The sequence below is a fragment of the Amphritea sp. genome (genome assembly GCF_048266285.1).
Lineage (GTDB): Bacteria > Pseudomonadota > Gammaproteobacteria > Pseudomonadales > Balneatricaceae > Amphritea.
On the sequence record NZ_JBLWZV010000011.1, the window covers coordinates 103,703 to 117,445 of the forward strand.

Here is a 13,743-nt window from a genome sequence, read left to right on the forward strand (position 1 = left end):
TTAGAGGTAGGCCGGGATTAGCTGGATAAGTTGCTGTACGGCTTGTCCTCGGTGACTAATTTTGTTTTTCTGCTCAGGGGGCAGCTGAGCCGAAGCGATATCCAGCCCTGGCACTAAAAACAGAGGGTCATAACCGAAGCCATTATCGCCCTGAGGCAGCGGCAGGATCTGTCCTTCCCAGCTACCCTGACAGATGAGCGGTGTTGGGTCTTCCGCATGGCGCATAAACACGAGGACACAGCGAAACCGGGCGCTACGCTGCTCGGGTGATGTACCTTCTAGTTGCTGTAACAGTTTTTGATTATTGTCGGCGTCACTCGCACCGAGGCCAGCAAAGCGGGCGGAATAGATGCCCGGTGCGCCATTAAGGGCATCTACTTCAAGCCCAGAATCGTCAGCTAGCGCCGGCAGTCCGGTTAGCTGACAAGCATGGCGGGCTTTAATAATGGCGTTTTCAACAAAGCTGAGGCCGGTTTCGTCGGCATCCGGCACATTGAATTGTGATTGAGGGACGACTTCAACCCCTAAGTCGCCCAATACCTGATTAAACTCTTTCAGTTTGCCTTTATTACCACTGGCAAGAACGATTTGGCGGGTCATGGAAAACCTTTTTATGTAGATGCTGTAAATAGATGAGCCGACGGTTTAGTCGATATAAAAACGTTGCTCAAATTTGATGCTGTAAGCCGGCAGATTAGGATCTGGCTGCACTTTCAGGTCAAATCGCAGTACTTGATCATCAGTAAAGACAAACTCACCGATATAGTACAGCGCGCCGGTTTCTTTGATCGTTTGAAAATTCAGTGTCTGCTTTTGTGAGGTCAGACTGATCACATCGCCAGCGACTACGGCTGTTACCGGCTTGGTGCTGCCATCCGCTTGTTTTTGCAGCACAGAGATATTCAATAACCCCTTGGTTTTACTGCGCTGAATGCCATAGGACGCGGCGATATCTGGCTGGATAAAACTGCTGTTAAAGGCGTTGTAGTGAATCATATAGTCACCATGGGTGACCATCTGCTCGGCACTGGCGGTGCTGCTCATCGTGGTACTTAATAGCGCCGCCATCATAATCAGAGCGGCTGATAGCTTGGTAAAAATTCTGTGATTGAAGCGTTGTTGCATTGTCATTCTCCCTAGCGGGTGATCCGGTAAATGGCGACTTCGCCTAGCATGTTGGGCCAGAGTCGGATCGACCAGTGATGTTTATGTTGATTATCCACAACGGTGCGGTCAAGGATATGGACGTTTCGTTCGACGCACAGTTGTTCAAAATCTTTAAAGGTACAGAAATGGATGTTGGGCGTGTTGTACCAAGTATAGGGCAGGAACTTTGAAACCGGCATTCTGCCGCGAAATGCCAGATAGCCTCGGGCGCGCCAGTGACCAAAATTAGGAAAGGTGACAATGCACTCTTTACCAATTCGCAGCATTTCATCGACTATCTGATCTGGGCGGGTCATCACCTGTAGCGCTTGGGTCATAATGACGGTGTCGAAGCTATGGTCATCGATACTGGCAAGGCCGTCGTCGATATTGATCTCGATAACATTGACCCCTTTTTCGAGGCAGGCAGTGATATTGTCATGATCCACTTCCACGCCATAGCCGCGCGTTTGTTTCTGCTGGTGCAGGTAGGACAGCAGTTCACCGTCACCACAGCCAAGGTCGAGTACTTTACTGCCGGGCTTGACCCACTCTTGAATAATTTCCAGATCAGCGCGCATTAGTTGTTCTCCTTAGCGGTGCTGGGAATATCGTTTGCGACCTGTTTCATATAGGCGGCGTAAATATCCATATAGCGAGGGGTTGGAATCAAAAACGCATCATGGCCGTGATCGGAGTCTACTTCGGCATAGCTTACCTGTTTTTCGGCGGCCACCAGTGCATCGACAATTTCGCGCGAGCGTTGAGGGGCAAAGCGCCAGTCAGAGGTAAACGCAATGAGCATAAATTTACAGCGGGCGTTGCGGACGGCTTCGGCCAGATCATCACCATAATCGGCGGCGGGATCGAAGTAATCCAGCGCCTTGGTCATCAGCAGATAAGTATTGGCGTCAAACGCGGTGGAGAAACGTTCCCCCTGATAGTGCAGGTAGGTTTCCACTTCAAACTGAGGGTTAAAGTCGTAGCTGAGTTTCCCCTCTCTCAGTTCCCGGCCAAATTTCTCCCGCATGCCATCATCGGACAGATAGGTGATGTGTCCGAGCATGCGCGCCAGCATCAGACCGGTTTTGGGTACCTTGCCGTTTTCATAGAAGTGGCCATTGTTAAAATCGGGATCACGGGTGATCGCTTGCCGGGCAACTTCATTAAAAGCGATATTCTGGGCGCTGAGTTTAGGCGCTGCGGCAATAATCAGGCAGTGACGTAACCGCTTTGGGTAGTTGATTGCCCATTGGAGCGCCTGCATACCGCCGAGACTGCCGCCGACGACGGCGGCCCACTGTTTGATACCGAAGTGATCGGCAAGGCGGGCTTGGCTCTCGACCCAATCGGGAACGGTCATAATGGGAAAATCAGGCCCAAAGGGTTTGCCTGTTTCTGGGTTGATACTCTGAGGGCCGGTGGAGCCATGACAGCCGCCAAGGTTATTCAGGCCGATAACAAAAAAGGTGTTGGTATCGATCGGTTTGCCCGGTCCAATCGCCGAATCCCACCAGCCGGGTTTACTTTCGTCGGCGCTGTTATAGCCGGCTAGATGTTGATTGCCGGACAGTGCATGACAGACCAAAATAGCGTTGGAAGCATCGGCATTGAGGCTGCCGTAGGTTTCGATGATGAGTTCATAGCGGTCGAGTTGGCGACCACAGGCTAATGGTAACGGTTGGTCAAAACAGATCGTTTGCGGTGTGACGATACCGACAGAATCTTCAGGAAATGATTGAGGCATAATGTTCTCTTAACGCAGATAACTGAAAAAATGTTGCTGACAGACCTGGTCGAGCTTCACATTTCGTACAACAGCGCTTTGCTATCCAAGATCAGATAGCCTGTCGGGCGGTCATTATGCAGAGATATCAGTATCACTTCAGTGGTGCTCAATCGTTAGTGTTTCAGGGAATTTTTTAGGTTGTTCGATCTTTACCCGCTTCTGCCGGCCCAGCTCACCTTTGAGGATGGTGACAGAACTCTTTGCTACGCCAAACTGTTTCGCGAGGAATTTTATCAGATGAGCATTGGCTTTGCCCTCTATCGGCGGTGCCGTGATGCGTATTTTAACACTATCATCGTGTAGGCCAACAATCGCATCATTACTGGCTTTCGGTTGCAGGTGACAGCGAAGAATTAAGCTATCATCCTGCCAGCTATAAAAGTCTGCCATGACTGACCTCAGAGTAGGAAGTGGGTCAGGCTGCTGAGCTGTGAACGGGCGATCTGAATCACGAAAAAGATCAAAATCGGTGATAGATCAAGGCCGCCCAGCGAGGGGATAACCCTACGGGCCAGACCAAATACCGGCTCGGTCAGTTGCGTAATCAGTTGTGGCCCTGGATGGTAACTTCCTGGAGCAACCCAGCTGATAATCACGGAACCGATTACCGCATAAAAATAGATGGTTAAGATGGTGTCTAGCACGCCAACACCTGACAGCACCAACATAGCGGTGAAGTTATCGCCAATACTCTGGCCCTTAAACAGCAGGATAGCGGCCCAAGTAGCGATGTTGATAACAAATGCCAGCACCAGCGGTGACATGTCGATATTCGCTGGGCGTGGCAAGATACGATGCAACGGCGCTAATGGCACTGCCGTAATTTTAACGACAGCCTGACAAATCGGGTTGTAATAGTCGGCTTTCGCGACCTGTAGTAAAAAGCGTAGCACTACAATAAACGCATATAGCTGGCCGAACAGCTGAATGATTGAACTGAGCGGATCGGATCCCATTGTCTCTGTTCCTGTTACCTGTATCTAGTTGAATTTTTATGGGCTCTGGGCCGCAATAAGACTGACCCAGAGTATAGAGCCTTTCCCGGTGACTATGAACCGAAGAAAGGCTTTTTATATCATCTGGTTATTTACCCAGTTCTTCAGCCATCTCTTGTGCTCTATTGCTACAGGCTTGCATGCCGTTATCGATGATCTCTGGCAGTCCTTGCTCGATGAAGGTTTTAATGGCTTGTTCAGTGGTGCCGTTCGGTGAGCAGACTCGGCGGCGTAACTCGGCGGGCTCAACATCGCTTTGGCGCGCCATCTCTGCGGCACCTAAGGCGGTCTGAATCGTCAGCTGTTGTGCAACTTCGCGGCTAAGTCCGAGTTTTTCGCCGGCAGCAGCCATCGCTTCCATGATTAAGAAGTAGTAAGCCGGGCCGCTACCGGAAACCGCTGTCACCGCATCCAGTTGCGGTTCGTTATCAACCCATAGGGCCAGCCCAGTCGCTTGCATCACCTGTTCAGTCTGTTGACGCTGACTATCTGAAACCTGTGGGTTAGCATAGAGACCACAGGCGCCTTTTTGTACCAGTGACGGCGTATTTGGCATGCAGCGTACCAGTGCAATGTTGCCGCCGAGCCATTGTTCTAAGCTGTTACAAAGCACACCTGCGGCTACTGACACGATCAGTGGTTGATGTTGCTGTACTGCTTCAGCCATTGACTGAGCGACGGTTTTTAAGATCTGCGGCTTAACGGCGAGAATGACGATATCTGCAGCGGCGACGGCGGCGTTGTTATCGGTTGTGGTATGCAACCCCTGCTGTTTAAGGTCAGCCAGTTTTTCCAGCTGAGTGCCGGTGGTCCAGATACTAGCGGCCGGGTAGCCGTTGCTGAGGAGTCCGCCGATGATCGCCCGAGCCATGTTACCTGTGCCGATAAATGCCAGTGTTGGTTGTGTGCTCACGTTACATTCCTAATCTTAAAAAGAGTTATCAAAGTTAGTCTGTCAATTTTCACTGCTGCTGGCTATAGTCGCGAGGGCCAAACAGCGCGGTGCCTATTCGCACGATAGTAGCGCCTTCTAAAATAGCGGCCTCCATATCACCTGACATACCCATCGACAGCGTATCGAGGGGGGTATTGGGCAGCTGTTGTTGCAAACCTTGCAGGAGTGCATTGAGCTGCGCAAAGGGAGCGCGTTGGCGCTGCGGGTCAGCATCACTGGCCGGAATCGCCATGAGTCCTCGTAAGCGAATGTTAGGCAGGCTAGCGACCTCGGTGGCCAGCGCGGTTAACTCTGCGGGAAGGACGCCGGACTTACTCGCTTCTTCGCTAATGTTGACCTGTAAACAGATGTTTAATGGCGGCAGGCTCGCTGGACGTTGATCATTGAGCCGTTGAGCGACCTTAAAACGGTCAACACTGTGTACCCAGCTAAAATTTTCAGCAATGGGCCGCGTTTTGTTCGACTGTATTGGGCCGATAAAGTGCCAGCAAATATCCAAGTCACTGAGGGCATCGATCTTATCCAGTGCTTCTTGGAGGTAATTCTCGCCAAAATCTCGCTGCCTGGCCGACCACGCTTGACGCAGTTCATCGGCTTGCCGTGTTTTACTTACGGCCAGCAGGTTTATACTCTGAGGTTGACGTTTGGCATGTTCTGCCGCCGTCGCAATTTGTACACGTAGTTGGTCGAGACGGTCTGTTATCTGTGTCATATTGTAAAACTAGCGATTGGCTATAATGAATGATTCTGATAAAACGGAACTACAATGGAACTACAATAGTTTCATTATAGCGAGCAACCCGTTAGGGTCAGGCGTCTATAATACCAGAGAACCTAACGTAACCCGCGAATATTTGCCGTTGCGAAAAGGGTTTTCAGATCAATATCGGGGTGCTTTTTCAGGGTTTTATGGTAAATCATCCCCGCCACTGAGCAAAATAGGCAGAATAAGGCCTTTATAAGCTTGCTGAGTGCTTTTATTATGGAAAGGGGTCATGCGCGGTTTGTTAAGCCTTTCATATTAAGGCTGTGACGCTTACAGATAACCAATGGAGCTGCTGGTCGGTTCCCTAAACACCTGAGAAGCCATGGATATTACAGAACTCTTATCTTTTACTGTTCAGCAGGGAGCATCCGACCTCCATATCACCGCGGGGATGCCCCCGGTTATTCGGGTTGATGGCGAAGTCCGTAGGATTAAGCTGCCTTCTCTGGAACATAAGCAGGTTCATACGCTGATTTACGACATCATGAACGATAAGCAGCGTAAGGACTATGAAGAACGGTTTGAAACCGACTTTTCATTTGAAGTGCCCGGACTGGCGCGTTTTCGTGTTAACGCCTTTAACCAGAACCGGGGTGCCGCAGCCGTCTTCCGGACCATTCCTAGTCGGGTACTGACCATGGATGATCTGGGCATGGGACAGGTGTTCCGTACCCTTGCCGATAATCCTCGTGGATTGGTGCTGGTGACGGGGCCGACAGGTTCCGGTAAAAGTACCACGCTGGCAGCGATGGTGGATTACATCAATGACACTCGCAACGAACATATTCTAACCATTGAAGACCCGATCGAATTTGTCCATCAGAGCAAGAAGTGTCTGGTTAACCAGCGAGAAGTGCATCGGGATACCCTAGGCTTTGATGAAGCGCTGCGTTCGGCGCTACGTGAAGACCCGGATATTATTCTGGTGGGTGAGATGCGAGATTTGGAAACCATCCGCCTGGCGTTAACCGCAGCCGAAACCGGCCATTTGGTATTTGGTACACTGCACACCACCTCAGCAGCTAAAACCATTGACCGTATTATCGATGTGTTCCCGGCGGCAGAGAAATCGATGGTGCGTTCTATGCTGTCGGAATCCCTACAGGGGGTTATCTCTCAAACGTTGTTGAAAAAGCCCAAAGGTGGCCGAGTAGCAGCGCATGAAATTATGGTGGGGACACCGGCGATACGTAACCTCATCCGTGAAGATAAGGTCGCGCAAATGTATTCCGCGATTCAGACTGGTGCTGGCTTTGGTATGGTGACGTTGGATCAGTCCCTATCCGACCTAGTTAAAAAAGGTATCATTACTCGCGAAACTGCGCGTGTTAAAGCCATGAACTCTAAGAATTTCTAACACGGGGCTGTTATTGTGGATATTACCCAGCTACTTAAGGTTATGACCGATCGGGAGGCCTCCGATCTGTTTATTACTGCCGGAGCACGTCCTAGTATTAAGGTTGATGGCACAATGAAGCCATTAACCAAAGAAGCATTGAAGCCTGCTCAGGCACGGGCGCTGACGTATAGCACCATGAATGATAAGCAGCTGGCTGAATATGAAGGCACACACGAGTGTAACTTTGCTATTAGTGCCCATGGCATTGGCCGTTTTCGGGTTAGCGCCTTTTTCCAACGAAACTCGCCTGGCATGGTATTGCGACGTATTAATACCAATATTCCATCAATGGAAGAGCTTAATCTGCCACAGGTGTTGAAAGATCTATCCATGACCAAGCGGGGGCTGATCCTGTTTGTGGGTGGCACCAGTACCGGTAAATCGACCTCCTTGGCGTCGATGATCGATTATCGTAATACCAACAGCGCCGGTCATATTATTACCATTGAAGACCCGATTGAGTATATCCACGAGCATAAGCAGAGTGTGATTACCCAGCGAGAAGTGGGCTTGGATACGGAATCATTCGAGATAGCTCTGAAGAATACCCTGCGTCAGGCTCCCGATGTGATTTTGATGGGTGAGATTCGTAGTTCCGACACCATGGGTTACGGCTTGACCTTCGCTGAGACCGGTCATCTATGTATGGCAACGCTGCACGCTAATAATGCTAACCAAGCGTTAGACCGTATTATTAGCTTCTTCCCGCCAGAGCATCACGCCCAGATCTGGATGGACCTGTCGCTTAACCTGAAAGCGATCGTCGCTCAGCAGTTGCTGCCGACCAAAGATGGCAAGGGGCGTCGGGCAGTGGTCGAAGTGTTGATCAATACGCCGCTGATGCAGGATCTTATCCGTAAAGGTGAGGTGCATGAGCTGAAAGAGGTGATTAGCAAGTCCACTAACTTAGGTATGCAAACCTTCGATCAGGCATTGTTCAATGAGTATAAAGCCGGCACCATCAATTATGATGTGGCGATTGCTCATGCGGACTCACCTAACGATCTGCGCTTGATGATTAAGCTTAACGCTGAAACAAACCCTGAACTCGATGGCGGTACTGAAGATTCCGGCTTCTTCCTGCAAGATGATGAAGATTTCCTGCAGAATGACGGTATCCTCGATGTTAAGGGGATGTAATAGCGGTTTATAGCGCTTGCGTTACTGAAACCCCGCCATCAGGCGGGGTTTTTTGTTAGGGCTGCATTTGTACTGGGAGCCCTTTCTGGCGAGTATCAGAGATTTAGCTGTGCTGTCCAGATACGGGTTACCGCTTGTCGATACTCCTCTAATTCGTTTGCGCTAACACTATTTGCTCGGCCTTGCAGTACCTGCCGGTGTCCCACCGAACGATAATCTTTATAGGCTTCTCGGAGTATCTGGGTATCCTCTTCAGCCATCACACCGGTGTTCTCCATGGCGTCTAGAATACGAATGTTATCGGTATATTCGATCAATTCAGGGTATTGATGTGCAAAGGCCAAGGCGCTGTACTGCACAATAAATTCAATATCGACAATACCGCCGCGATCCTGTTTTAAATTGAACAACGCATCGCTATCTTTTTCGGCGGTGCCGAGGTGGTTGCGCATTTTTTCACGCATTTGAACCACTTCTGTGGATAACCGTGTCAGATCTCGCGGCTGGCTGAGGATATCACTGCGAACCTGTTCAAATTTAGCCTTTAATGAGGCGGATCCGGTAATTACCCGGGCTCGGACAAGCGCCTGATGTTCCCATGTCCAGGCTTCCTTCTCTTGGTATTCGGCAAAGGCTTTCAGCGAACTGACCAGTAGCCCCGACTTACCGGAGGGGCGTAGACGCATATCCACTTCGTAGAGGTCGCCACCGGTGGTAAAGGTGTTGAGAATATGAATGATTTTTTGACCTAAGCGGGTGAAAAAGACCGAGTTAGCAATTGGCTTTTTACCTTCGGTGTATAAGCTAGCATCGGCATCATGTATGAACACTAGGTCGAGATCCGAACCGTAGGATAGCTCAATGCCCCCCAGCTTGCCGTAACCGACAATAATAAAGTCAGGATCACAGGCAATGCCCGGTGATTTCAACGGTACGCCATGCTTTTCCGATAACTGCCGCCATGCGATGTCGAGGACGACATCCAAAATCACCTCCGCCAGCCAGGTGAGATAGTCACTGACCTTCATGAGCGGTAGCGCGCCGGTAATATCTGATGCTGCCACGCTTAACACATGAGCACTCTTGAAATAACGCAGGGTATCCATTAGTTGCTCTTCATCCTCTTCGGGAATACGTAGCAGCTGTTGCCGTAGGTCAGATTGTAGAGTGTCTTTCGAGGGCGGGGAGTAGAGGCTGCGCTGATCGATTAACTCATCTAGCAGCACCGGCTGTTTTGTCAGCGTTTCACTGAACCAAGCGCTCGCCGAACAGAGTCGCACCAGCTGTTTCATCGCATCGGGATTTTCTGCTAGCAATACCAAATAGGATGAGCGGCGAATGATCGCTTGAATTAGCAGTAATACCCGCTCGAGGGTTTCGCTGGCGTTATCCACTGTCGAGACTTCGCTCATCAGCTTCGGCAACACCGCTAAGAGGCGTTCGTGGCCAACCGCTTGCATCACCTGAACCGAACGGCTTGATTTTAGGTGGTTGAACGCTTGCCACGCCTGCTGCGGGTTATCTAAGCCATGCTTGGCGAAGAAGGCTTCACCTTCTTCGGCTTCGAACTCACTGTTCCATAGCAGCAGCCAGTCACTGTGATGGTCGTCCTGTTGTAGGTGCGTCTCTGCGGGTGCAATAACATCTGCAAAATGCTCCGTGACTCGGTCACGCTGCCGTTGTAATGCGGCCATAAAAGTATCCCAGTCGTCAAAGCCCATGCTATAAGCCATACGCGCCTGGTCGATGGTATCCATCGGTAGTTCTTGGGTTTGGCGATCGGCCACCGCCTGAATCACATGCTCGGCATTACGTAAAAAGGTATAGGCTTCGGCTAACTCTGCGACCGCCTGTTCCGGGATGCCAACGGTTTCCGGCAGTAGCGGTAAAATTGTTAGCAGCTCCCGTTGCTGTAAACGCGGGTCTCGTCCGCCACGGATAAGCTGAAAGGCTTGGCCGATAAACTCCACTTCACGGATCCCGCCGGCACCTAATTTCACATTGCCTTGTAGGCCTTTGCGGCGCACCTCTTTATTGATCATCTCCTTCATTGAGCGGAGGGAGTCGAAGGCACTGAAATCGATATATTTGCGATACACGAAGGGGCGCAGCATTTCCTGTAGTTCGGCGCCGGCCTGTTGGTCACCCGCGACCACCCTCGCTTTAATCATGGCATAACGTTCCCAATCCCGGCCTTGGGTTTGATAGTAATCTTCCATGGCGGGAAAGCTGCAGACCAATGGGCCGCTAGCACCGTAGGGGCGCAAGCGCATATCAGTACGAAACACAAAGCCATCGGCAGTGATGTTATCTAGTGCTTGGATCAGTTTCTGGCCTAAACGACTAAAGAAATCCTGGTTTGCCAGTACACGCCGACCACCTTCGGTCATGCCTTTTTCGGGATAGGCAAAAATCAGGTCAATATCGGATGATAGATTGAGTTCGTGGGCACCGAGTTTGCCCATACCCAGCACCACGAGTTGCTGTGGTTTTTTTGGCGCGCCATCTTCCGGTGATGCATGAGGTGTGCCCCACTTTGCGCAACAATCGTTATAGAGCCACTTTAAGGCTTGATCGATACAGGCATCGGCTAAAGCGGATAGGTCCGAGGTGGTCATAGACATATCGGCCGATCGGGTAAGGTCACGCCAAATAATGCGGACCATTTCCCGCTGGCGAAACTGTCTTAGAATGCTATGTAGCAGAGGTTCATTGTCGACCCCGGTGATGCGCTGTGCGAGCTGCTGCGGATACTCGGAATCGGCGTAGTCACGATAAAGGTCATTGGTCTGCTGTAATTCGGTCAACAGGGCAGGGGTGCGGCTAAGCTGGTCGGCTACATAATCACTCCCGGCCAGCACCCGTATTAGGTCGTTATAGAAGTCAGTACTCTGATTTGGGAGTTGTTTCACCGCCTCTGAGGCTTTGTCGAGATTTAGCGCGGTATTGGCTTGAATTAGAGGGGGAAGTTGTTGAATTAATTGGCTGAGCATAATCGAGGTACTCTGTCCGGTGACCGATTGATCGTTTCAGCTTACCAAAAAGCACTTTTTGTCTCGATAGGTTTAATAACGATAAGTGCGTCATAAAAAATTAATAATGCCAAAGGCGAATGATAAAAAACTGATAAAACAAATAGTTATAAAGAAATAGCAGCTTGAGCATGGGCGTGACTATTTCCCTTAACCTTACAATGGTTACACTTATGTTTCATTTTGACTACAAATAGAAGTAAAGCCCACGTATACTCGCGCAAAATTTGCACTAACGCCGGTGGTTTTATGGTTACTAATAACCCGATTTTGCAGATGTTTGCACGATCTCCATTTCAGCCCATGCAAGCGCATATTGCTAAGGCTCATTCCTGTGCTATCCAGCTGATCCCTTTTTTTGATGCAGTGATGGCTGAAGATTGGGAAAAAGCAGCTGAAGTTCAACACAGTATTGCTGTGCTTGAAGGTGAAGCAGACTCAATGAAAAAAGAGATTCGTATGAATCTTCCGAATAGCTTATTTTTGCCCGTTCCCCGTACCGATCTACTCGAACTGCTGCGTATGCAGGACAAGATCGCCAACCGAGCTAAAGATATTGCCGGTTTGATGTTGGGTCGCAAGATGTCGGTACCGGTTCAGATACAACCGGCGATTGCCGAATATATTCGTTCTTCGCTTAAGACTTCCGGACAGGCATTGATCGCGCTCAATGAGCTCGATGAACTGATCACGGCGGGATTCCGCGGCCATGAAGTCGATGTCGTCGAAAAAATGATCCACGATCTGGATGATATGGAACACGATGCTGATGAGATGGAGCGTGAAGTTCGCTCATCCCTGTTTGATGTAGAGAAAGAGCTGCATCCTATTGACGCAATGTTCCTTTATCAAATTATTACTTGGATCGGCGATCTCGCTGATAAAGCACAACAGGTAGGCAGTCGCCTGCAGTTGTTGCTGGCTAAGTAAACGTTGCGAACAAACTTTCTCTGAATCTTTAAAATTAGGTAGTTATCATGAGCATCATTGCAGAGTATGGCAATATCCTGGTCATCATGGCATGTGTGTTTGGATTCTTCATGGCCTGGGGTGTGGGCGCGAATGATGTGGCGAATGCGATGGGCACCTCGGTGGGATCCAAAGCATTAACCCTGAAACAAGCGATTATTATCGCTATCATTTTTGAATTTGCGGGGGCTTATCTGGCGGGTGGTGCGGTAACCGCAACCATTCGTAAAGGTATTATTGATCCGGCGATCTTATCCGGTTCGCCGGAACTGCTGGTGTATGGCATGCTCTCGGCATTACTAGCCGCCGGTATCTGGCTGTTGATCGCTACTGCGATGGGCTGGCCGGTGTCGACCACCCATTCCATTGTGGGTGCGATTGTCGGCTTTGCTGCGGTCGGTATCTCGGTTGATGCGGTACACTGGGGCAAGGTAGGCAAGATCGTCGCCAGTTGGGTAGTCTCCCCGTTAACCGCCGGTTTTATCGCTTTCTTCCTCTTCCGCAGTGTCCAAAAGCTCATCCTCGATACCGAACATCCCTTTAACAACGCCAAAAAATATGTGCCAATGTACATCTTTGTGGTCGGCTTTATGATCTCGATGGTGACCTTTACTAAGGGTTTAAAGCATGTGGGCTTAAACCCTGGCTTCGGTATGAGTGCGTTGATTTCGGTTGGTATCGGTTTGATCACGATGGGGCTAGGCGTGCTGATGTTGCGTAAGATCCATGTGAAGGCAGAAGAAAACGTTGATTATCACTTCACCAGTGTTGAGAAAGTCTTTGGTGTGTTGATGATGTTCACCGCCTGTGCCATGGCTTTTGCCCATGGCTCTAACGATGTTGCCAATGCGGTCGGACCTCTGGCGGCGGTTGTTGGGGTTGTTGCTTCTGCGGGCGAAGTGGCTCAGGAATCATCAATGCCGGTCTGGATCCTGTTACTCGGAGGTAGTGGTATCGTTGCTGGGCTGGTGATGTATGGACATAAAGTGATCGCCACCGTGGGTAATAATATTACTGAGTTGACCCCTAGCCGTGGCTTCGCTGCGACGCTGGCGGCGGCTTCCACCGTGGTCTTTGCGTCGGGTACTGGCTTGCCTATTTCGACAACGCATACCTTGGTGGGTGCGGTGTTAGGTGTAGGTATGGCCCGTGGCCTTTCAGCACTGAACCTACAGGTTGTTGGGACTATCTTTGTCTCTTGGATTGTGACACTACCGGCCGGTGCGTTGCTCTCTATTGTGATCTTCTTTAGCCTGAAGGGTATCTTCGGCTAAGGTTAACCATGCGCTAAAACATTGAATACAAAAAAGGCGATCATCGGATGATCGCCTTAATGAGATGGTTCCCCTCGCTTTTAACCAGCTATGCTGGAAAGGTGACGAAACCAACAAGGAGAACCATCTCATGTATATCTAAGTCCTTGGAATCGATTTAGGCAAGTCTTCTTTTCATTTAATGGGTCGTGACGCCCAAGATCAGCAAGTTTGCAAAAAGAAACTCTCTCGTCAAAAACTCATTACGTTTATCGCTCAACTCCCACCATGTCTCATTG

The 13,743-nt window shown here is 50.1% G+C and carries 13 protein-coding genes; 4 read left to right on the forward strand and 9 right to left on the reverse strand.

Translation table 11 applies throughout. From position 1 onward, the window contains the following. From rdgB to ACN0T0_RS13165, 8 genes are all read right to left on the reverse strand, one after another. Complete coding sequence (gene rdgB / locus ACN0T0_RS13130; RefSeq protein ID WP_417226778.1) at nucleotides 1-600, reverse strand: RdgB/HAM1 family non-canonical purine NTP pyrophosphatase; 600 nt, start codon at nucleotides 598-600, stop codon at nucleotides 1-3. 45 nt (nucleotides 601-645) lie between these two features. Continuing rightward, a complete protein-coding gene (locus ACN0T0_RS13135) occupies nucleotides 646-1,125 on the reverse strand; it encodes a DUF4426 domain-containing protein (protein WP_417226780.1) in 480 nt (159 codons plus the stop codon). Between the two features lie 11 nt (nucleotides 1,126-1,136). Next, nucleotides 1,137-1,727 (reverse strand): methionine biosynthesis protein MetW, encoded by a 591-nt coding sequence (gene metW / locus ACN0T0_RS13140; protein WP_215952078.1) that lies wholly within the window; start codon nucleotides 1,725-1,727, stop codon nucleotides 1,137-1,139. Next, the gene (metX, locus tag ACN0T0_RS13145; protein ID WP_417226782.1) at nucleotides 1,727-2,893 is read right to left on the reverse strand and encodes a homoserine O-succinyltransferase MetX; all 1,167 of its coding nucleotides are present in this window, start codon (nucleotides 2,891-2,893) and stop codon (nucleotides 1,727-1,729) included. The genes metW and metX overlap by 1 nt, the downstream gene beginning before the upstream one ends. 138 nt (nucleotides 2,894-3,031) lie before the next feature. Next, nucleotides 3,032-3,325 carry a DUF167 domain-containing protein gene (locus tag ACN0T0_RS13150; RefSeq protein WP_215952080.1) on the reverse strand — a complete coding sequence of 98 codons (294 nt, stop codon included), beginning with the start codon at nucleotides 3,323-3,325 and terminating at the stop codon, nucleotides 3,032-3,034. 8 nt (nucleotides 3,326-3,333) lie between these two features. Beyond that, nucleotides 3,334-3,891: a YggT family protein gene (locus ACN0T0_RS13155; protein ID WP_417226784.1), complete on the reverse strand. Its 558-nt coding sequence runs from the start codon at nucleotides 3,889-3,891 to the stop codon at nucleotides 3,334-3,336. 127 nt (nucleotides 3,892-4,018) lie between these two features. Continuing rightward, a complete protein-coding gene (gene proC, locus ACN0T0_RS13160) occupies nucleotides 4,019-4,843 on the reverse strand; it encodes a pyrroline-5-carboxylate reductase (RefSeq protein ID WP_417226786.1) in 825 nt (274 codons plus the stop codon). Nucleotides 4,844-4,892: 49 nt separating this feature from the next. Beyond that, nucleotides 4,893-5,597 carry a YggS family pyridoxal phosphate-dependent enzyme gene (locus tag ACN0T0_RS13165; protein WP_417226788.1) on the reverse strand — a complete coding sequence of 235 codons (705 nt, stop codon included), beginning with the start codon at nucleotides 5,595-5,597 and terminating at the stop codon, nucleotides 4,893-4,895. 376 nt (nucleotides 5,598-5,973) lie between these two features. Here ACN0T0_RS13165 and ACN0T0_RS13170 point away from each other — a divergent pair, with 376 nt between their 5' ends. Then, nucleotides 5,974-7,008, forward strand: coding sequence for a type IV pilus twitching motility protein PilT (locus tag ACN0T0_RS13170; RefSeq protein ID WP_417226790.1), 1,035 nt, complete (start codon nucleotides 5,974-5,976; stop codon nucleotides 7,006-7,008). A gap of 15 nt (nucleotides 7,009-7,023) precedes the next feature. Beyond that, nucleotides 7,024-8,190 (forward strand): PilT/PilU family type 4a pilus ATPase, encoded by a 1,167-nt coding sequence (locus ACN0T0_RS13175; protein ID WP_417226792.1) that lies wholly within the window; start codon nucleotides 7,024-7,026, stop codon nucleotides 8,188-8,190. A 95-nt stretch (nucleotides 8,191-8,285) separates the two neighbouring features. Here ACN0T0_RS13175 and glnE read toward each other — a convergent pair whose 3' ends face one another. Next, on the reverse strand, nucleotides 8,286-11,183 hold the full coding sequence (gene glnE, locus ACN0T0_RS13180; RefSeq protein WP_417226794.1) for a bifunctional [glutamate--ammonia ligase]-adenylyl-L-tyrosine phosphorylase/[glutamate--ammonia-ligase] adenylyltransferase: 2,898 nt from the start codon (nucleotides 11,181-11,183) through the stop codon (nucleotides 8,286-8,288). Between the two features lie 288 nt (nucleotides 11,184-11,471). Between glnE and ACN0T0_RS13185 the strand changes: the two genes are divergently transcribed. Beyond that, the gene (locus ACN0T0_RS13185) at nucleotides 11,472-12,152 is read left to right on the forward strand and encodes a TIGR00153 family protein (RefSeq protein ID WP_417226796.1); all 681 of its coding nucleotides are present in this window, start codon (nucleotides 11,472-11,474) and stop codon (nucleotides 12,150-12,152) included. A gap of 47 nt (nucleotides 12,153-12,199) precedes the next feature. After that, nucleotides 12,200-13,465 (forward strand): inorganic phosphate transporter, encoded by a 1,266-nt coding sequence (locus tag ACN0T0_RS13190; RefSeq protein WP_417226798.1) that lies wholly within the window; start codon nucleotides 12,200-12,202, stop codon nucleotides 13,463-13,465. The last annotated feature ends 278 nt before the right edge of the window (nucleotides 13,466-13,743 follow it).